This window comes from Verrucomicrobiota bacterium (assembly GCA_016871535.1).
Lineage (GTDB): Bacteria > Verrucomicrobiota > Verrucomicrobiia > Limisphaerales > SIBE01 > VHCZ01.
Map to the genome: position 1 here is coordinate 1 of VHCZ01000103.1, position 19,316 is coordinate 19,316.

14 protein-coding genes and 1 pseudogene are annotated in these 19,316 nt (G+C 59.9%); 13 read left to right on the top strand and 2 right to left on the bottom strand.

Annotated elements, in window-relative coordinates:
- The first annotated feature begins 295 nt into the window (after window positions 1–295).
- The 7 genes and pseudogenes from FJ398_14480 to FJ398_14510 all read left to right on the top strand — a co-directional run bounded on the left by FJ398_14480 (window position 296) and on the right by FJ398_14510 (window position 5,184).
- On the top strand, window positions 296–823 hold the full coding sequence (locus FJ398_14480; protein MBM3839142.1) for a hypothetical protein: 528 nt from the start codon (window positions 296–298) through the stop codon (window positions 821–823).
- A 52-nt stretch (window positions 824–875) separates the two neighbouring features.
- Window positions 876–1,463: a sulfite oxidase-like oxidoreductase gene (locus FJ398_14485; protein MBM3839143.1), complete on the top strand. Its 588-nt coding sequence runs from the start codon at window positions 876–878 to the stop codon at window positions 1,461–1,463.
- A 107-nt stretch (window positions 1,464–1,570) separates the two neighbouring features.
- Window positions 1,571–1,762, top strand: a complete 192-nt coding sequence (locus FJ398_14490; protein MBM3839144.1) for a hypothetical protein — start codon at window positions 1,571–1,573, stop codon at window positions 1,760–1,762.
- Between the two features lie 360 nt (window positions 1,763–2,122).
- Window positions 2,123–3,685 (top strand): citramalate synthase, encoded by a 1,563-nt coding sequence (locus FJ398_14495; protein MBM3839145.1) that lies wholly within the window; start codon window positions 2,123–2,125, stop codon window positions 3,683–3,685.
- A gap of 42 nt (window positions 3,686–3,727) precedes the next feature.
- Window positions 3,728–3,994: an addiction module protein gene (locus FJ398_14500; GenBank protein ID MBM3839146.1), complete on the top strand. Its 267-nt coding sequence runs from the start codon at window positions 3,728–3,730 to the stop codon at window positions 3,992–3,994.
- 1 nt (window position 3,995) lies between these two features.
- Window positions 3,996–4,499, top strand: a complete 504-nt coding sequence (locus FJ398_14505) for a type II toxin-antitoxin system RelE/ParE family toxin (protein ID MBM3839147.1) — start codon at window positions 3,996–3,998, stop codon at window positions 4,497–4,499.
- A 49-nt stretch (window positions 4,500–4,548) separates the two neighbouring features.
- Window positions 4,549–5,184, top strand: a pseudogene (locus tag FJ398_14510) (class I tRNA ligase family protein).
- Between the two features lie 2,884 nt (window positions 5,185–8,068).
- Here the strand turns inward: FJ398_14510 and FJ398_14515 are convergent.
- Window positions 8,069–8,869, bottom strand: coding sequence for a prepilin-type N-terminal cleavage/methylation domain-containing protein (locus FJ398_14515; GenBank protein ID MBM3839148.1), 801 nt, complete (start codon window positions 8,867–8,869; stop codon window positions 8,069–8,071).
- 148 nt (window positions 8,870–9,017) lie between these two features.
- Window positions 9,018–10,715 (bottom strand): D-aminoacylase, encoded by a 1,698-nt coding sequence (locus FJ398_14520; protein MBM3839149.1) that lies wholly within the window; start codon window positions 10,713–10,715, stop codon window positions 9,018–9,020.
- A 95-nt stretch (window positions 10,716–10,810) separates the two neighbouring features.
- Between FJ398_14520 and FJ398_14525 the strand changes: the two genes are divergently transcribed.
- From FJ398_14525 to FJ398_14550, 6 genes are all read left to right on the top strand, one after another.
- Window positions 10,811–11,281: a hypothetical protein gene (locus tag FJ398_14525; GenBank protein MBM3839150.1), complete on the top strand. Its 471-nt coding sequence runs from the start codon at window positions 10,811–10,813 to the stop codon at window positions 11,279–11,281.
- A 192-nt stretch (window positions 11,282–11,473) separates the two neighbouring features.
- The gene (locus FJ398_14530) at window positions 11,474–12,496 is read left to right on the top strand and encodes a rod shape-determining protein (GenBank protein ID MBM3839151.1); all 1,023 of its coding nucleotides are present in this window, start codon (window positions 11,474–11,476) and stop codon (window positions 12,494–12,496) included.
- A 56-nt stretch (window positions 12,497–12,552) separates the two neighbouring features.
- Window positions 12,553–13,365, top strand: coding sequence for a rod shape-determining protein MreC (gene mreC / locus FJ398_14535; GenBank protein ID MBM3839152.1), 813 nt, complete (start codon window positions 12,553–12,555; stop codon window positions 13,363–13,365).
- Window positions 13,366–13,507: 142 nt separating this feature from the next.
- The gene (gene mrdA / locus FJ398_14540; GenBank protein ID MBM3839153.1) at window positions 13,508–15,955 is read left to right on the top strand and encodes a penicillin-binding protein 2; all 2,448 of its coding nucleotides are present in this window, start codon (window positions 13,508–13,510) and stop codon (window positions 15,953–15,955) included.
- A gap of 3 nt (window positions 15,956–15,958) precedes the next feature.
- On the top strand, window positions 15,959–17,206 hold the full coding sequence (gene rodA, locus FJ398_14545) for a rod shape-determining protein RodA (protein MBM3839154.1): 1,248 nt from the start codon (window positions 15,959–15,961) through the stop codon (window positions 17,204–17,206).
- Between the two features lie 41 nt (window positions 17,207–17,247).
- On the top strand, window positions 17,248–19,188 hold the full coding sequence (locus FJ398_14550) for an Rne/Rng family ribonuclease (GenBank protein MBM3839155.1): 1,941 nt from the start codon (window positions 17,248–17,250) through the stop codon (window positions 19,186–19,188).
- Window positions 19,189–19,316: the final 128 nt, after the last annotated feature.

The window sequence follows — 19,316 nt, forward strand, 5'->3', positions numbered from 1 at the left end:
GGCGCGAAAACCCTCCGGGCGGCGGGTCTTTTGTCCGTGGCCTGCGTTGGCTCGGTCCTTACAGCCCGCGTTGGGGATGCTCGGACCTCGCCGCCTTGGCCACAGCCAAAATCCCTCGCCGCAGGACCTCGCGCAATTTTCGGACACGCTCTTACAGATCCACTTCGGGATATGCTCGTCGCTCGCGCCTCGTCTGGCCGAAAAATCCCTTGCCGCGAACGTGAGCGTATTTATGAAATGGACCACTTAGGCCGGATGGCTGATTGAAACACCTCCGATTATCCAATCGATCACTATGAAAACCAATTCGCTTTTCCGTTTTTCGCGCGCCGCGGGCGGCCTCGTTGTCGCGGCAACCTTGTGCGGTTGCTGCGCATCTCACATCGTCTCTTCGGCGGGCGACACCGCGGCCGGCGCAGTCAAAGGCGCGGGCAAGACCGCGGCTTCAGCGACCCGCACGGCTTCGAAGACCGCGGCATCCGCGGTGGGCACGGCGGGCAAAGTCGTGCATTCAGGTGTGACCGCCGCCGGACAAGTTGCCAAAGCCACCGTTGGCGCGGCGGCCGATGTCGCGACAGCCCCCTTCGTCATCTTTAGAGATACCAAGACTGGGAAGTCTCGCCGCGTGCCTTGCCATGATGGAATGACGTTGGCGTCGGCGCTGAAGGAGGCTGGCGTCAATGCGGAGTTGGATTCCATCAGTCTTGTGCGTGGCGCGGACAGCTTTCGCCCCGGAGGTTCCTTTGCGCTCAAACCGGGTGATGTCATCGAGTTAACGGCGAAAGGCGGCGCACCGGCTCTGGTGCAAGCGGGCGCGTTATGAAGTCACGGTGAAGGACCCTTACATCGCCGCGAAAGAGCGCTGGGCGCGCAAGATGGCCGGGCTGGAAAAAGCCCAGGCGCGCTCGGAAAACCGGCTTCCCCCTGGACAGCGGCTCGTCACCAACTTTCCCGTCCTCGATCTCGGCATTCAACCGGACATCCCGCTGGATAAATGGGAACTGAAAATCCACGGCCTGGTCGGGAATCCACTCACCTTGAACTGGGCGCAGTTCCTGGCGCTGCCGCAATTCAAAGACGCGAGTGACTTCCATTGCGTCACGACCTGGAGCCAGTTCGACATGGAATGGGAAGGCGTCGCGTTTTTTACGCTCGCGGACCTGGTCCAGCCCAAGCCCGAAGCGGCGCACGTCTTCTTCAAGAGCTACGACGGTTACACCACGAACAATCCCCTCGGCGTCTGCCTGGACGACGACGTGCTCGTCGCGCACAAGTGGAAAGGCCAGCCGTTGTCGAAGGAGCACGGCGGCCCGGCGCGAGTCATTATCCCGAAGCGCTATGCGTGGAAGGGCGCCAAGTTCATTCACGAGATAGTGTTTGCGGATCGAGATACGCTGGGTTTCTGGGAGGTGCGAGGTTACTCGAATACCGCCGACCCCTGGCTGGAAGACCGCTTTGCCTGACAAGGATTATCAGGAAGATCCTCCTAAATCCTGTCAAAAAAAACTTCAGGCCCCAGACCGCCGTTGTCCTACCCCCCTTGCTAGGATGCGAGCTAAGAAAACTCGCTATGACAAAGCAACAAATGGAATTGGGATTGGAACAACCTCTGGGATTTCGGCGCGTCGCCCGCCGCGAACGCCGCCCGACCCGCGCCCGCTGGTGGTTCGCGCAGATGCGGCAAGTGGTCGCCAACGCCGCCGAGCCTGCGCCAGTGCGTTCAGGCGAAACACAACCTCGCTTCTGCGAAATCAGCGAATAGCGTTTCGGGCAATTCTGGAGTCGTGGAAGGACTTGCGTTTCGTTCCACCCCGGCCTCTCCCTTGGGGCGAGGGAGAACTGATGCCTGGTGTCTCCCTGTTTCCTCACGGGCCGGCTCACGGCCCAGGAACCGAAAACCGTTGCGGACCGCAGCCTTTAGGCTGCTTTCACGCACACTTTGGAGTTCGGCGTGGAAGCGACCTGAAGGCCACGATCCGAAGCGACGGTTCGCGGGAAGGGTTAGAGATGGGGGGAAAGGCTGGGCATGGGGACCAGCGCGGACCAGCGCCATCAACCTGGATTTCCGCTTTGCAAGGGACTTGGGGTATCGTAGAACTCCCGTCCCGCGTGGCGGGAACCGATGAAACCCGAAGTAGAAATCTACGACACGACCCTGCGCGACGGCAGCCAGGGCGAAGGCATCAATTTTTCAGCGGCGGACAAACTTCGCATCGCTGAGCGCATTGATGCGTTCGGGATTCATTATATTGAAGGCGGCTGGCCGGGCAGCAATCCCAAGGACATGGAATTCTTCCTCCATGCCCGCCGCCGAAAATGGAGAAACGCCAGGATCGCCGCCTTCAGCATGACCCGCCGCAGGGGGATCTCCGTCGAAAAGGACGACCTGATGCGGCAAATCCTCGAAGCCGAGACGCCCGTGGTCACTATTGTTGGCAAATCCTGGCTCCTGCACGTCACCGAAGTGCTCCGCGCCCGGCCGGACGAAAACCTCGCGATGATCGCCGACACCATCCGGTTTTTGAAGGACCACGGGAAGAAAGTGATCTATGACGCCGAGCACGCGTTTGACGGATTCAAGGACGATCCCGGATACGCCCTGGCCACGTGGCAAGCCGCGGAACACGCGGGCGCCGCATGCATCGTGTTGTGCGATACCAACGGCGGCTGCTTGCCGGCCGAGATCGCGCGCATCACGAAAGACGCGAAGAGCAAGCTGACCGCGCGGTTGGGTATTCACACGCACGACGACATTGGCGTCGGCGTCGCCAATGCCGTCGCGGCCCTGGAAGTCGGAGCGACGCACGTCCAGGGGACGATCAACGGTTATGGGGAACGGACGGGCAATTGCAGCCTGACGAGCGTCATTCCAATCGTTCATTTCAAAATGCAGAAGCTCGGCGTTCCGGCCAGTTCGCTGGTGAAGCTCCGGGAACTGTCCGAGTTCGTGGACGAGATCGCGAACGTCCGCCATGATCCTCGCCGGCCCTGGGTCGGCCAGACCGCCTTCGCCCACAAGGGCGGGATGCACGTCCACGCCATTGACCGCATCACGCGCGCCTACGAGCACATCAACCCGGAGGCGGTGGGGAATCAGCGCCGCGTGCTCGTGAGCGATTTGAGCGGGCGGGTGAATGTCTTGCTTAAAGCGAAGGAGCTTGGATTCGAGCTCGCGCCGGATCAGCCTGAAACGCGGGAGATCACGGCTCTCATCAAGGAACGCGAGAGCCAGGGCTACGAATATGAAGCCGCGGAAGCTTCGCTGGCCCTGCTCATCCGCGGCGTGCTCGATCACAATCCCGAACTCCTCTTCACTGTGGATGCCTATCATGTCTCCATGCGCCGCCAGGGCAGCGAATCTCTGTGTGAAGCGACCGTCAAGGTCCGGGTCGGCAGCGCGGTGCATCACACGGTTGCCGAGGGCGACGGGCCCGTGAATGCGCTGGATGGCGCGCTCCGCTCCGCGTTGGCGAAGTCTTTTCCCAAGATCCGAAAAGTTGCGCTGACGGATTACAAGGTGCGCATTCTGGATGGCGTCGCCGGCACCGCGGCCAAAACTCGCGTGCTGATCACCTCGACCGATGGCAAGCGCGATTGGGGCACCGTGGGGGTGAGTGAAAATATTCTCACCGCCAGCCTCCAGGCGCTGGTGGACAGCATGGAATACGCGCTGGTGAGAAAATAAGGCGAATTTGCCTGGAGGTTGGGATTCAGGCAGACTTGATCCATGACTGCAATGCTCAAGAAAAAGGCAAATGACTTGGTAGCGAAACTGAAGCCTGAGGAACGCATTGAATTGGCTGACATGCTCTACGCCAGCCTCCCTCGGGGATACCAGGCGGAAGCGGACAAAGCGTGGGCTGCGGAGATCGACCGCCGTCTTGACGAATATGAGGCGGGCCGTGCCATAGTGCTGACTTCGGAAGAATCGTTCGCCCGCGCGCGAAAGGCCCTTCGTGAAGCCCGTCGCGCATCTGTCCGACGCAAATCTTGAAATGGCTGCGGCCGCGCTTCGGTATGACCTGCAGTTGCCGGGCCTGGGTGAACGCTTCCTCAATGCCGTGGCTGCGGCAGAACATACAATTCAGACTCACCCTGAGATTGGAGTGCCTTACAGGCGTGCAACACGGAAGTGGCTGGTGAAACGCTTCCCTTATGCCATCATCTACCGTGTGGAGGCTGATCGAATCCTGGTTGTGGCCGTTGCCCACGCGAAACGGCGTGAGAGTTATTGGGCCTCTCGCTTAGTGGTCCGTTTCGTAAATACGCTCACGTTCGTTGCGCCCAATTTGGCCTGGGGCAAGGCGCGACGAGCGAGCATCCCCCGCCAGTGGGGCTGTGACCGAGGAGCAACGCAGCCCCAGGCAAAATTCGGCGCAACCCGAAGGGCGGCAGTTCTTTTTCGCCAGACTTCGTTGCTTGCTCCTTACAGATCCACTTCGGGATATGCTCGTCGCTCGCGCCTCGTCTGGCCGAAAAATCCCTTGCCGCGAACGTGAGCGTATTTACGAAATGGACCACTTAGGCTGATTATCGCCGGAATTCTCTATGTCCGAAATCCCCAAAGCTTACGAACCGCAGGCCGTCGAGGACACATGGTATGACTTCTGGCTGAAGCACGGCTGCTTCACCGCGGACCCGGCGCGTGTCTCCCCCAAACGCCCGGCGTATTCCATCGTCATCCCGCCGCCGAATGTCACCGGCATGCTGCACATGGGCCATGTCCTGAACAACACCATCCAGGACATCCTCGCGCGCAAGGCCCGCATGGATGGCAAGGAAGTTCTCTGGCTCCCGGGCACCGACCACGCCGGCATCGCCACACAGGTGCAAGTCGAGAAGCAGATCAGGAAGGAAGAGAAAAAGACGCGGCACGATCTTGGCCGCGAGGAATTTCTCAAGCGCGTCTGGGCGTGGAAGGAAAAGCACGGCGGCATCATCATTCAACAGCTAAAAAAGCTCGGCTGCTCGTGCGATTGGACGCGCGAACGGTTCACGATGGACCCGGAGTATTCCCGCTGCGTGCAGAAGGTTTTCGTCGAGCTTTACAAGAAAGGCCTGATCTATCGCGGCAAACGCATGGTGAACTGGTGTCCGGCGACGCTGACGGCGTTGTCCGATGAAGAAGTCGATATGGAGCCCCAGAATGGCTTCCTCTGGTATTTCAAGGTTGAAGTCGCGGATGGCTCCGCGGGGCATCGGTCGGGCACCTCAGACAAGGCTGAAGAGGCGGAAGGATTTCAAGCTCCTTTCCCCTCACCCCAACCCTCTCCCTTGGGGAGAGGGAGTAGCGAACTCCGGCATCGGTCAGAAACAGAGGCTCCGGTTCTTCCCGCGACTCCGACAGTCGTTCCCTCTCCTTGGGGAGAGGGCCAGGGTGAGGGGAAAGGAACTGAACTTGGGGCCAACACTCCGGATCTGCCCGACGAGCGAAAGGCGAGTCAGAAGGAGGGTCCAATCGTGGATGAGCAAGGACACACATGGCTCGTGATCGCCACGACGCGGCCGGAGACGATCCCGGGCGACACCGCCGTCGCGGTCAATCCGAAGGATCCGCGCTACGCACATTTGATAGGCAAGCACGTGATTCGGCCATTGCCGCCGGAATTGCCACGCGAGAAGAAGCTGATCCCAATCATCGCGGATGAACACATTGATCCTGAATTCGGGACCGGCGTACTGAAAGTAACGCCGGCGCATGACAAAGCGGACTTTGAAATCGGCCAGCGGCATGGATTGCCCGCAGTCGATGTCCTCAATCCGAATGGCACCATGAACGAGCTGGCGGGCGTTGATCTGTCCGACTTGGACCGGTTCGAAGCGCGGAAGGTCGCGGTGGAGAAGCTTAAGGCTCTCGGCGCGCTGGTGAAGGAGCAGCCGTATGAAAACAAAGTCGGCTTCAGTCAGCGCGCAAAAGTGCCGATCGAACCGAGGTTGAGCGAGCAGTGGTTTCTGAAGTATCCGAGCGTGGAGCAATCAAAGGCCTGTGTGGAACAGGAAGAGGGGAGCGCACGCGCCTCGCGTGCCGCCGCCGGCGCCCTCGCCGACGGCCCAGAGGGCGTGAGAGATTCCAGCGGCGTCGATGAATATCAACGGCCAATTGCCGCGGACGAGGCGTCCGCCGCCGCACGCGAGGGCGCGTGCGCTCCCCAGATGCGTTTTCATCCGGATCGCTGGGCGAAGGTTTATGACCACTGGTTGACCAACATTCAGGATTGGTGCATCAGCCGACAGCTATGGTGGGGGCACAGAATTCCTGTGTGGAGAAGGACATATGGAGGTGAAGCCGAAATGCCACCCGAAGTACATGCCGCCGTTGTCGAGGACAAGGAGTACCCTTGCGTTTCAGGAGTTCCAGGTAAGTGGAGTCACTTTCGTGCAGAAAAAATTTCAGGACCCTGGACCGTTTGGGCTGCGACGTATTTTGACGAAGAAGCCAATGCTCTGAACAGGTTGGGCTTCACCCAAGACCCCGACGTCCTCGACACCTGGTGCAGTTCCTGGCTCTGGCCGTTCGCCACGATGGGTTGGACGGGCGACAAAGCCGCGGACGAGCAGAACGCGACGTTGAAGGCGTTTTATCCGACGACTGATCTCGTCACCGGTCCGGACATTATTTTCTTCTGGGTCGCGCGGATGATCATGGCGGGGTACGAGTTCATGGGCGACCTGCCTTTCCGCAACGTTTATTTCACCGGCATCATCCGCGACAAGCAGGGGCGCAAGATGTCGAAGACCCTCGGCAATTCGCCCGACCCGCTCGATCTCATTGCCCGCTACGGCGCGGACGCCCTCCGGTTCGGCACGATGCGCAGCGCCCCGCTCGGCCAGGACGTGCTCTTCGATGAGAAGGACGTCGAGTTGGGCCGCAATTTCTGCAACAAACTCTGGAACGCCTGCCGGTTCCGGCAGATGCAAGGTGGCCAGGCCGAAGGCGAGATCAATCCCGCGCTGCTCACCAGCGATGACAAATGGATTCTGCTCAAGCTGGACCAGGCGATCCGCGAGATCGACACGGCGTTCGCTGAATATCGCTTCAACGAAGTGACGCAGACGCTTTATCGCTTCTTCTGGAGCGAGTATTGCGATTGGTACGTCGAGGCCAGCAAAGCCGTGCTGAGCCTCAGAGCGTCAGAGCGTCAGAGCGTTACCACGCCGGACGCTCCAACGCTCCAACGCTCCAACGCTCCAACAACCGACGACGCTCGCCGCGCCAACAAACTCGCCGTGATCGACTTTATCCTGGGCCATATGCTGCGGCTGTTCCATCCGTTCCTGCCGTTTATCACGGAGGAACTCTGGCACGGGATGGGATTCGACCGCGATTTGCCTGCGGACCAAGGCGGCGAGACCATCATGTTCGCGCGCTGGCCCAAGCCGTTAGATGACGATTTCAAGGCGCACTACGGCCTGGACGACAGCGACGAGCGCTTCGTGAATGCGAAATACGAGTTGGTGAGCCAGGGGCGGAATCTGCGGCGCGAAGGGAACATTCCTTCGAGCAAGAAAGTGAAGTTCGTTTTCAAACCAGCGGGCCCGTTTCCCGACCACGAAGCGGATGTGCTCAAGTTGTTGCTGAACGCCGACACGCTCGAAGTAGCGTCAACCTACGATCCGCCGAAAGGAACGCCCACGATCCGTTCGGAGCTTGGAGAGCTTTATCTGCCGCTGGAAGGGTTAATCGATGTCGCGGCGGAGAAGGCGCGCTTGACGAAGGAACTCGCGAAGGTCGAGGCGGAGATCGAGAAAGTGAAGCAGCGGTTGAACAACCCTGGCTTCGTGGAAAAGGTTCCGCCGGCGGTTTTGGAGGAGCACAAGAACCGGCTCGCGGCGTGGGAAGCGAAGCGTGCGCAGCTTCAGGCGTCCTTGGACAGGCTGACAGAATCCTGATCTCGGTAGGGACGCATTCCACTGTCTTCTTGGGTGGAACAGGCCACCGGCCTGTTGCGGCAGGCTACCAGCCAGCCTGCCGCTTCCTTCGGCGGCAAGTTGCCGCCGAAAACGGGCTGGTAGCTTGTTCCACCCGGATTTACCCAGGAAAGCGTTTGGAGGACGGAAGACGCGCTCCTTACCACCAGAAGCTCGGGCCGCCGTCGGTGCGGACGTACATCTTCTCGAATTTCTGCCACGCCACGTGGCCGTCGGCGTAGAGCAAGTTGCCGCCTTCGGGGAGCCTTCCCGTCGAGTTGAGGTGCGCGCTTTGATGGCCGGCCCAGCCGCCATTGATCTTGGTGTAGCGGTTGCGGGTTCGATCGGTTTGGTTTTCGCCTTCGGAGATCACGGCGTCGGCGACGCTGACGCGTTCGGCCGGCCCCGGATTGATTTCCGTGCCGTCGCGCATGCGCCACGGTTTGGTGTTCACGCTTTTTTCCGTGATGTTGGTGGCGCGAATGCGAGCCGCGTAAAGCCAGGCAAATTGATAACCGGCGACGCGATAACCCTGGTCCCGAATCGTCTCTTCTCCGAGGGAGTCCGTGGTGAATCTCCAGAGCTCGTTGTTATCCTGCTTGGGGAAGCCGGGATCGTAAAGCACGTGCCGCTGCGCGCCGTTTCGGGTGAGGAGATTAGCCACGTAAGCGGGGATGTCCCAGGGCCAGTTGCCCACGGACTTGGTGGTCGGATCCTGGAGCGGCGGGAACCAGTCGTTGTAATCGCCGGCGTACATGAGCGACGCAATGCCAATCTGCTTCAGATTGCTGGCGCACTTGATCTTGATGGCTTTGGTCTTGGCCTTGGACAGCGCGGGCAACAGCATCGCCGCCAGGATCGCGATGATGGCGATCACGACGAGAAGTTCGATGAGGGTGAAACCGCCGCGGCGCCGCCGCAAGATTCGAGTTGTTCGATGGAAGGAACGAACTGTTTTCATTTAGGACTCCGGGGTTGGTTAATCGTTTGCGCTCGAGGACATCTAATGCAGAAATTAGCGCGCCTTGCCGGGGATGCAACGAGAAATCGGGTGCGATGTAAAGTGTCGTAAAGTGTCTGTCACCGAGAAATCCATAGCCTAACCTTTGTCATTTCAGCCGCCCCGTTCTCCACCCTGGACCCCGGACCACGCGCCCCGGCCTGGCGCCCGTGTGTTTGCCATCCCGCAGGACTTGCGTGCCGTTGACAAAGACGTGGACCATTCCCGTCGAGTACTGGTGCGGCTTCTCGAACGCGGCGTGGTCTTGGATCTTCTGCGGATCGAAGACAACCACGTCGGCGATGTAACCTGGCTTGAGCCGGCCGCGCCGCTCGAGCTTGAGATTCTCAGCCGGCAAGGAAGTTAACCGCCGAATGGCTTCCTCCAACGAGATCAGCTTTTCGTCGCGGACGTACTGGCCGAGCAACCGCGCAAAATTTCCATAAGCGCGGGGGTGCGGATTCGCCTTCAAGAATACCCCTTCGGGCGCAAGGGACGCCGCATCGGAGCCAAAACTCACCCACGGCAATTTCACCTGCTTCCGAACATTGTCCTCCGCCATCAGAAAATACACCGTGCCGACGCGGCTGCCGTCTTCGATGACCAGATCGATCGCGGTCTCCTCCGGAGATTTGCCGCGGAGGGAGGCGACTTCCGAGAGCGTTTTTCCGGTGAGCGGTTTCAGCTTCGGGTTTTTGAAACCGACCAGCAAAACTTTCTCCGGCGAACCTGCGGCAAGGTAAAGGCTCTCCCATTCGCGTGTTGGCGTGACCATTTCCTTTTTGACGCGTTCGCGGATCTCCGGATTCTTGAGGCGCGCGGCCCAGGCTTTGTAGCCGCCTTCCTGCACCCAGGGCGGCATGGCGGCGTCGAGACCTGTGGCGCCCGCGGTGTAAGTGTACATGTCGGCGGTGATCTTAAGGCCGGCGGCTCGGGCTTCCTCCACCTCGCGGAGGGCCTGGTCCAATTTGCTCCAGTTTTCTTGGCCCGCGGCTTTCAGGTGATAAATCTCGGCCGGGATGTTGGCCGCGCGAGAAATGGTGATCAATTCGTCGAGCGCTTCGAGGAAAGTGTTCCCCTCGCTGCGCAGGTGCGAAATGTAAGTCCCGCCGTATTCCGAAGCGACTTTGGCCAGCGCGATCAATTCATCCGTCCGGGCATAGAATGCGGGCGCGTAGATCAAGGAGGACCCGACACCCAGCGCGCCTTCTTCCATGGCCTGCCTCACGAGCTTCTTCATCCGCTCAAGTTCGGCGGCCGTAGGTGGCCGGTCCGCGTACCCGAGCTCGTGGATGCGGACCGTCGTTGCGCCGACGAAGGAAGCCACATTGCAGGAAACGCCGCGCCGGACCAGGAATTCCAAATATTGCCCCAGCGTCGTCCAGCGGATGGGATATTTGATGTCGCCTTGAGATTCCTGCATTTCCCTCTTCATCCGGGCGTTGAGAGGACCGAGCGACTCGCCTTCACCGAAGATTTCCAAGGTCACTCCCTGGCGGATATCACTCTGTGAACGGCCATCGTGGATGAGCGATTCCGTCGCCCAACTGAGCATGTTGATAAAGCCCGGCGCGACAGCCAGGCCCGCTGCATTCACTTCCTTCGTTGCTCGCGCGTCACGCAAGGCGCCGACGGCCGCGATGGTCTCGCCATTGAGGGCGACGTCACCGACGAAAGGAGCGCCGCCGCCGCCGTCGTAGATGGTGCCGTTGCGGAGGATGAGGCTGAATGGTTCGGCTCGCATGATCGTCGCCGAAGCGGCCAGGCTGCAAACGAGCTGAAATTTGGTGGGCGCGCGCATGCTCATGCTTCGCGCAGCGTAGCACACAGGTTAATTTTTGGACTAGAAACTTTAAGGCGTGGCGATAGACTTGATTAAAGTCCCAACTCAGCGAGGTCGCTATGAATATGATTTTTAGTTGCCCGAACTGCAAACAGCAGTTGGAAGCCGAGACCTCCATGGCGGGAACCCAGATTGCGTGCCCCTCCTGCAACACGCCCATTGTGATTCCCGAACCGGACGTCATGAACGTCCGCGCAAACCCGATGGCCTCCTCCGCCGCCGCCAAGGAAGAGCATCACTTTAGCGTGCCCGTGCACGAGGGTCCCGCAGAGGTTCTCATCACGAAATCCGCCCCCACGCTTGAGGTTTCCGCCAAGGACGGCAGCAAAAAGATGCGGATGAAATGCATCCGCCGCACCGACTGCGTGGAAGTGGGACGCGACCGCTTCGACGATATCGTGTCCGAGTTCTTGAACAAAGTGGGCGAGGACAACATCGTCAGCATCACGCCGCTCACTTACACGCACATGGACCTGGGATCTCGCCAGCTTCTCACCGACTTCGGCGTGATGATCGTGTATAAGGGTTGAGGAGGCGTGGCGGTGGAATGGTGGGTGACCCCTTCAATTAACGACGGTGGAGCGACGCTCCTGCGGAGCTTTTCTTCGATGGCATTGGCTCGGCAGGAGTCTCGGGAGTCTCGTTCAGTAGTGGAATAAGTGGAATAGGTCTTGACCGCATTGTGCGACTCCCTCATGTTAAAGTGTGTCTAGGTACCATACATGTTAGCGCAACTTAAAGGCCTGTTTTCCAACGACATCGGGATCGATTTGGGAACGGCGAACTCCCTCGTTTATGTCCGTGATCGGGGCATTGTGCTGCATGAACCTTCCGTCGTAGCCATTCAAGCTGGCACGACTAACGTCCTGGCCGTCGGCGAAGAAGCCAAACGAATGCTCGGCCGCACCCCAGGAAATATCGTCGCCATCCGGCCCATGAAAGACGGCGTGATCGCCGATTTCGAGATTACCGAGGCCATGTTGCGGCATTTCATCCAGAAGGTTCATAATCGCAAGCTGATTGCTCCTCGAGTGGTTGTCGCTGTCCCTTCCGGAATCACCGAAGTTGAGAAACGGGCGGTGAAAGATTCCGCGACCCATGCCGGCGCGCGGGAAGTGTATCTCATCGAGCAACCGATGGCGTCCGCAATTGGCGTCGGGTTGCCGGTGCATGAACCGGCCGGCAACATGATCGTCGATATCGGCGGCGGCACGTGCGAAATTGCCATCATCTCCCTGGCGGGCATCGTGTTCAGCCGCAGCCTCCGCGTGGGCGGAGATGAATTCGACGAGACGATCATTGCGCACATGAAACGGGCCTATAATCTGATGATTGGCGAACGCACGGCGGAAGAAATCAAAATCCGCATCGGCTCAGCCTATCCTCTGGAACAGGAGCTTTCGATGGAGGTCAAAGGACGCGATTTGAGCGCAGGGTTGCCCAAGACCTTGACCGTTCGCTCCGAGGAAATCCGCGAAGCGCTGAAGGAACCCCTGGCAAGTATTTTGGAATCCATTCGCATCACCCTCGAACGGTGCCCGCCCGAATTGTCCGCCGATCTGGTGGACCGCGGGATCGTCATCGCCGGCGGTGGCGCGCTCTTGCGAGGCATCGACCGATTGGTGGCCGAAGAAACCGGCCTGCCGGTCCACATTGCGGAGAACCCCCTCACCGCCGTGGCGGAAGGCACCGGTCGAGTCCTGCAGGAACTCCAATTTCTCAAGCGAGTTGCTTACTCCAGATAAAGGATGCTGAGTCATGAGCCGCCGTTGTTCGCCCGAACCTGTCTATCGGGTGAAAGATGTTTAGAAGGCCGCAGTATTTAGCCTTAATGGCGGTTGTTTTGTTGGTGCTGGTTGTTCTGAGCCTGCCGATCCAAACGGCGACGCAACTGAAGCTGGCTCTGGGAGGTTTTTTTCTGCCCTTGATCGGTTTGACCAGTTCGAGCCGCAGCGTGGCCCGGCAGGCCGAGGGCACCGTCGTTCCGCGCCGCATGCTCCTCGATCAAATCGATGATCTGAAGCGCGAGAACGAACGATTGCGGCTGCAACTCATGCAGAGCAATCTGGTTTGGCAGGAGAATCTCACCCTCCGTCAGGCCTTCGGATGGAAGCAACAATCCCGGTGGGACCTCCGGCTCGCCCGCGTGACGCTTCGCGATCCGGCCAATTGGTGGCGCACGATCCAGATCGATCTCGGACAGCGCGACGGGGTGGTCACGAACATGCCCGTGATGACCAGCGAAGGGTTGGTGGGCAAGGTTCAACGCGTGGGTCTCTGGAGTTCGCAGGTGGTCTTGATCGGCGACCCGAATTGCCGGGTTTCGGCGGTGGTTGAGGATGAGAAAGACCAGGACGGCGGGATCATCCAGGCGGATGCCTCCAGCATTCTCGATCCCTCCATCGTGGAGTTGACGTTTCTCGGCGGCCAAAGCAAAGCCAAAGCCGGCGCGTTAGTCGTGACCAGCGGTCAGGGCGGCGTGTTCCCCAAAGGCATTCCCATCGGGAAAGTCATCGAGACGCGGAGCGTCGGCTTCGGCATGTCCACGGAAGCGCGGGTCAAGCTGTCGGCGAATTTCAAACACCTGGATTACGTGTGGGTGAAGTTTCCATGAGCTACCTGAACACCGGCATTCTGGCGTTGGCCGCGTATCTGGCGGCCTACCTGGCTTCGTGCCAGACGCCGTTGAGCCATTGGCTCGGCGTTCAGATCGATTTGCGGCCGGCGCTCCTGGTCTATTGCGGTCTGCGCACGGAATGGGCCACGCTCGCGCTGGTCAGCGTTCTGGGAGGACTCTGGTTCGACGCGCTGTCGGCGAATCGCCTGGGCATTTCAATCCTCCCGCTTTTTGTCATCGCGTTCCTGGTGCATCTGAATCGCGGGCTAATTCTGCGCGAGCAACAGTACGCTCAATTCGTGCTGGGCATTGCCGCCAGCGCCGCCGCGCCCGTGCTGACGATTCTGCTGATGGTGGGCGTCGGCCAGGTGCCGTTGATCGGGTGGGGTTCAATCTGGCAATGGCTGATCATGGCGCTCGTGGGCGGGGCGCTCACGCCGGCCTTGTTCTGGGTGTTGGAACGTTTCTGCCGCGCGTTCACGTATCCGGCCGTTTCCGAAAGCAGCTTTCGCCCGGATCGCGAAATCAAGCGGGGCCGCGTCTGAGTATGTTGATCATCGACCAACTCAAGAAGAGCGACTTCAAACTGCAAGCCGTGGCGATGGCGGTGTTGGCGGGCATGACGGTCCTGCTGGGCGGCTTGTGGTACTTGCAGGTCGTCCGCTCCGATCGTTACCTCGCCAATCTGCAAGCCCAGTCCGTGCGAACCGTCCGTGTCCCCGCCATCCGCGGCAAGATTCTGGATCGAAACGGATACGCGCTCGCGCAAAACCGGCCCAGTTACAATGTGAATCTCTACCTCGAAGAATTGCGGGACAGTTTTCGATATGAGTACACGAACGGGGTTCGGAAAGAATTCAAACTCGCGAACCCGAACGTGCGCCTGACCCGCAAGATCACGGATGAATTGGAACGCCAGGCGCGCTACCGCGTCGTGAGCAACGTTCTCATGCAGGTCAGTTCGGCGATCCAGGCGCCGCGCTTGTTGGTGGAACAAGATTTCCACACCCACTACGATCAACTGCGTTCCTTGCCTTTGCCGCTGTTGAAGGATCTGTCCAAACCGCAGGTGGCGATGTTCGTCGAGCAGGCCGGCAACGTGCCGAGCCTGGCGCTTGAACCGCAGGCGATCCGGCATTATCCATACCAACACGTCGCCGCCCATCTCGTCGGCCATCTCAAACGCGATTTCTTCCCGGTGGATGATGAAGATATCTCCTTTCGCTTTCGCTTGCCCGATTATGTCGGCGTCAAGGGTCTCGAATCGGCCCTGGACCCGCAGTTGCGAGGCAAGGCCGGCGTCAAGGCGGTGCTCGTCAACAATCTGGCGTATCGGGAATCGGAGCACACCCCGATCCCGCCGCAGCCCGGACACAATGTGGCGCTGACCATCGACCTGTGGATCCAGCTCGCGGCCGAGCAGGCGCTGGCGAATGCGCCCGGCGCCAAGACCAAGGGCAAGGAGGAAGTGCGCGGCGCGGCGGTCGTGATGGACGTCAACACCGGCGACATCCGCGCGCTCGTGTCCGCTCCTTCGTTCGATCCGAACCAATTCGTCACCGGCCTCACGACCGAAGAGTACGCGAAGATGAACGACCCGGATCTCAAGCCCTTGTTCAACCGCGCCGGCTACGGCACTTACCCGCCCGGTTCCAGCTTCAAGATTATCGTGGCTCTGGCCGGACTCGAAGCGGGCGTGATTGATCCGAACGCGCTCTACCGGAGTCCGGGCTATTACCTCATTGGGAGAAAGCCGATCCGAGACACGGCTGGGTCAGGGGACTTCAATTTCCGCCGGGCGTTTTGGAAATCGAGCAATTCCTATTTCATCGAATACGGATTGCGCATCGGCCCGGAAAAAATCATCGAAATGGCGCGCCAGTTTCGCCTCGGCGAACCCACCGGGCTGTGGCCAAAGCAGGAAACGGCCGGCGCGTTGCCCGCTCCCGGTGAACTGAGAAAGCTGGATGGATCGAGGTGGATGCCGGGCGACACGGGAAACCTCAGCATCGGCCACGGCGAACTCCTCGTGACACCGCTGCAAATGGCCGTCCTCATCGCCGCCGTGGCCAATGGCGGAACCCTTCTCGCGCCGCGCTTGATCGAGCGAATTGAGCCTCAGGAAAAATTGGAAGACAGCGAGATCATTCCAGCGCCGTCTCGACAAGTCAGAGGAACGGTCAAATTGCGGGCGGAAACTCTGGACCTGGTCAGGCAGGCCATGCTCGACGACACCGTGAATCCCGAAGGGACCGGCAAACTAGCGAGAGTGGATGGACTGCAAATCGCCGGCAAGACCGGCACCGCCAAATTGACGGGCGGAGACACGGAGCAGATTACTTGGTTTGTCTCCTACGCGCCTTTCGAGAATCCGCGGTACGCCGTCATCGTCGTTGTCGAAGGCGGAACCAGTGGCGGCTTCACCTGCGCGCCGGTCGCTCGAGACATCTACAAAGAGATCGTCAAACGCGATCCGGGGATCGTGCAAAAGGCGGCGTCTATGGCCCGCGCGGCTGAGAGCGGCTCACCGCGAGTCGCAGCCGCAGCCTCCCGCAGGCAGATCGACAGCCAACCCCGCGATTTTTAGCGAATGTTTGAAGCGCATCTAAATCAACGCGAACGCCAGATCGAGTGGCCCATGTGGCTGGCGATCGTGCTGCTGATGGCCATCGGCGTTGCGTTCATTTACAGCGCCACCTCGGTGTATGACACGATGAGCCTGTGGCAGCGTTTTCGCCGCGGCTCGCTGACTTCGTTTCTGAGCTGGCTCGCGCACCAATCCTACTCCAAGCAAGTGCTGGCTTACCTGCTCGGACTGGGAGCGGCCACGGTGTTTTGCCTGGTCGATTACGGCCGACTGGCCCGATGGTCGCTGGTCCTGTATTGGCTGAGCGTCGTCCTGCTCGTGGCGGTCCTCAGCCCGCACATTGGAACCGAATATTACGGCGCCCGGCGGTGGTTTGACCTGGGCTTCTACGATTTTCAACCGTCCGAATTTGCCAAGCTGGCTTTCCTGCTGGCGATGGCGAACTTCTTGAGCCGGCCCGAAGACGAGCTGCGCGTGCCGGCGATTTTTTTTAAAGGCCTGGGCATGATGCTGCTCCCGTTTTTGTTGATCGTGAAGGAGCCGGACCTCGGTTCCGCGATCGTGTTTTTGCCGTGCGGGCTGGTGATGATGTTCGTCGCCGGAGTGCCGCTGGCTTATTTGAAACGGCTTTTGGGTTCCGGAACGATCTTGGTGGGATTGGTCCTGGTGGATGTTCTCTTCGCGCCGCCCGGCTGGCGGATTCCGATGGAGGAATATCAACGGGAACGGCTGCTGGTCTATTTCGGAAAGGATTTCGCTCCCCGCAATGCCACCCCGGAGGAGCGTCAGCGCGCCAGGGAACGTCAACTCAGCAAGACGTACAACGTCGAGCAAGCGCTGATTTCGGTGGGGTCGGGTGGCTTAACTGGCAAAGGCTGGAGGCAGGGGACCCAGAATACGCTGGGTTATCTGCCCCGGGGCGTGGCGCACAACGATTTCATTTTTTCTGTCATCGCGGAAGAAAAGGGATTTCTGGGCAGTGCGACCATCATCGTGCTCTACACGGTGATCCTGTTCACGGGAATTAAAATCGCCGACCAGGCGCGCGACCGCCTGGGCAAGCTGTTGGCGATCGGGATTGTGACCATGCTCTTCAGCCATGTCTTCATCAACATCGGCATGAACATCCGCATTATGCCCGTGACCGGCATTCCGCTGCCGCTGCTCAGCTATGGCGGCACGTCGGTGCTGTGCTCGTTGGTCGCCACAGGCATTCTGCAAAGCATCTACATCTATCGAAGGTCTTATTGATTATGAGTGAAAGAAACTTTTCTCACCGCCGCAAAGGCGGCATGCGGTTCCGACCCAGCGGCGCTCCGCCGCACCACATCCGCCGGCCCGACCGCGCTGCCAATCAGGCTCGCGCCCAGGCCATCGGCGAAAAAGCCTCCACCGAGGGCGTCTTTGACAGCGCCCGGCACCAACGCGAAATCGACCGGGCCGAGAATATCGCCGCCGGTTTGCCGCCGGACGCCAAACCCCAACCCGCTCCGGCGCCCAGCGTGCCGGAGCGCAAGAAGAGCGACTACCGCGAACCGCATCTGGAAACCCCCGCCGAAGTGAAGGAGGAATTCCAGCCGGTTCCTGTCACCGAACCGCCGCCCAAAGGCATCGTGCAAACGCTCCGTGCCGCCGCTTCCAACGTGATCAAGCGCGTTCAGCGCCTGATCAAGCCCGTCAAAAAAACCCACAAGGAAGTCGTCCTCAACGCCGAGTCGCTCGAAACGCGCGTCGCCGTCCTGGAAGAAGGCAAACTGGAAGAATTCACCATCGAACGCGTCACGGACGAACGATTGGTGGGGAGCATTTACAAGGGCAAAGTCCGGAACCTGGAGGACGGATTGAAGGCCGCGTTCGTCGATATCGGTTTTGAAAAGAACGCCTTCCTTCATTACTGGGATATCGTTCCCGCCAGCTTCGACAGCAGCGTGGAAGTGGTGGAACGCGAAACCAAGCGGCGCGACAAACCCCGGATCACGCAGCGGGACATCCCGCGCGTCTATCCGCCCGGCTCCGAAATCATCGTGCAGGTGAGCAAAGGGCCGATCGGGACCAAAGGGCCGCGGGTCACGACGAATCTGTCGTTGCCGGGACGTTTCTTGGTGTTGTTGCCCAACGCCGAGCAAAGCGGCGTGTCCCGCAAGATCGAGAACGGCGAGGAACGCCAGCGCCTGAAACGGATTGTCCGCAAACTCAAGATTCCCGACGGCATGGGCATCATCATCCGCACCGCCGGCGAAGGCCAGCAAGAGCGGTATTTCGTGCGCGACCTGGCGTTTCTGCTCGATGAATGGCAGCGCATCCAGGAACGCATCAACAAGCAGCCGACGGCGACCTGCGTTTTTCAGGAACCCGACCTGATCGAGCGCACCGTCCGCGACTTTCTGACGGAGGACGTCGAGCGCATTGTGATCGACAGCCTGCCGCAATATGAGCGCATACGCGAAATGATCGGCCGCATCTCCAAGCGCTCCGTAGGCAAAGTCAAATGCTATTCGGATTCCCAGCCCATCTTTGACCGGTTTAACATCACGCGCCAGTTGGAGGCTGCGTTCTCCCGGCAGGTCCATCTCAAGAGCGGCGGCTACATCGTCATCGACGAAACCGAGGCGCTCGTCGCGATCGATGTCAACACCGGGCGCCACAAGAACACCGGCAAAGACCAGGATTCGACCATTGTGAAAGTGAACCTGGAGGCGGCCGACGAAATCTGCCGCCAGCTCCGGCTCCGCAACATGGGCGGCTTGATCGTGCTCGACTTCATCGACATGAAATCGCGGCGCGATCAGCAGACCGTTTATCAGCGGGTCAAGGAAGGCCTGCGCCGCGACCGCGCCAAAACCCACGTCCTGCCGATCTCGCAACTGGGATTGATGGAGATGACCCGGCAACGCCACACCGAAAGCGTGCGGGCTTCGGTTTATGACGATTGCCCGTACTGCAAAGGCCGCGGCAAAGTGAAAAGCGCGCTGACCATGAGCGTGGAGATTCAACGCAAGCTGAGCGAGATCTTGAAACGACGCGGCCGGGACGAATCCGATTTCCAGCTCCGGATCATCGTTCATCCGAGCGTGCTGGATCGGTTGCGCACCGAGGACGAGAAATTGTTGATCGAGCTGGAGAAGCGCTACTTCGGAAAGCTTTCCTTCCGCGCCGATCCGGCCTTCCACGCCGAACAGTTCAAAATCATCAACGTCATGACGAACGAAGAAATGGCGAGCGTCGGCTCTTAGTCTTAGTGGTCCGTTTCGTAAATACGCTCACGTTCGTTGCGCCCAATTTGGCCTGGGGCAAGGCGCGACGAGCGAGCATCCCCCGCCAGTGGGGCTGTGACCGAGGAGCAACGCAGCCCCAGGCAAAA

What these genes read in the sequence shown, in the direction of transcription:
- FJ398_14480 (MBM3839142.1), top strand. Translation starts at nt 296, where the DNA reads ATGAAAACCAATTCGCTTTTCCGTTTTTCGCGCGCCGCGGGCGGCCTC.
- FJ398_14485 (MBM3839143.1), top strand. Translation starts at nt 876, where the DNA reads ATGGCCGGGCTGGAAAAAGCCCAGGCGCGCTCGGAAAACCGGCTTCCC.
- FJ398_14490 (MBM3839144.1), top strand. Translation starts at nt 1,571, where the DNA reads ATGACAAAGCAACAAATGGAATTGGGATTGGAACAACCTCTGGGATTT.
- FJ398_14495 (MBM3839145.1), top strand. Translation starts at nt 2,123, where the DNA reads ATGAAACCCGAAGTAGAAATCTACGACACGACCCTGCGCGACGGCAGC.
- FJ398_14500 (MBM3839146.1), top strand. Translation starts at nt 3,728, where the DNA reads ATGACTGCAATGCTCAAGAAAAAGGCAAATGACTTGGTAGCGAAACTG.
- FJ398_14505 (MBM3839147.1), top strand. Translation starts at nt 3,996, where the DNA reads ATGGCTGCGGCCGCGCTTCGGTATGACCTGCAGTTGCCGGGCCTGGGT.
- FJ398_14515 (MBM3839148.1), bottom strand. Translation starts at nt 8,869, where the DNA reads ATGAAAACAGTTCGTTCCTTCCATCGAACAACTCGAATCTTGCGGCGG.
- FJ398_14520 (MBM3839149.1), bottom strand. Translation starts at nt 10,715, where the DNA reads ATGAGCATGCGCGCGCCCACCAAATTTCAGCTCGTTTGCAGCCTGGCC.
- FJ398_14525 (MBM3839150.1), top strand. Translation starts at nt 10,811, where the DNA reads ATGAATATGATTTTTAGTTGCCCGAACTGCAAACAGCAGTTGGAAGCC.
- FJ398_14530 (MBM3839151.1), top strand. Translation starts at nt 11,474, where the DNA reads ATGTTAGCGCAACTTAAAGGCCTGTTTTCCAACGACATCGGGATCGAT.
- mreC (MBM3839152.1), top strand. Translation starts at nt 12,553, where the DNA reads ATGTTTAGAAGGCCGCAGTATTTAGCCTTAATGGCGGTTGTTTTGTTG.
- mrdA (MBM3839153.1), top strand. Translation starts at nt 13,508, where the DNA reads ATGGGCCACGCTCGCGCTGGTCAGCGTTCTGGGAGGACTCTGGTTCGA.
- rodA (MBM3839154.1), top strand. Translation starts at nt 15,959, where the DNA reads ATGTTTGAAGCGCATCTAAATCAACGCGAACGCCAGATCGAGTGGCCC.
- FJ398_14550 (MBM3839155.1), top strand. Translation starts at nt 17,248, where the DNA reads ATGCGGTTCCGACCCAGCGGCGCTCCGCCGCACCACATCCGCCGGCCC.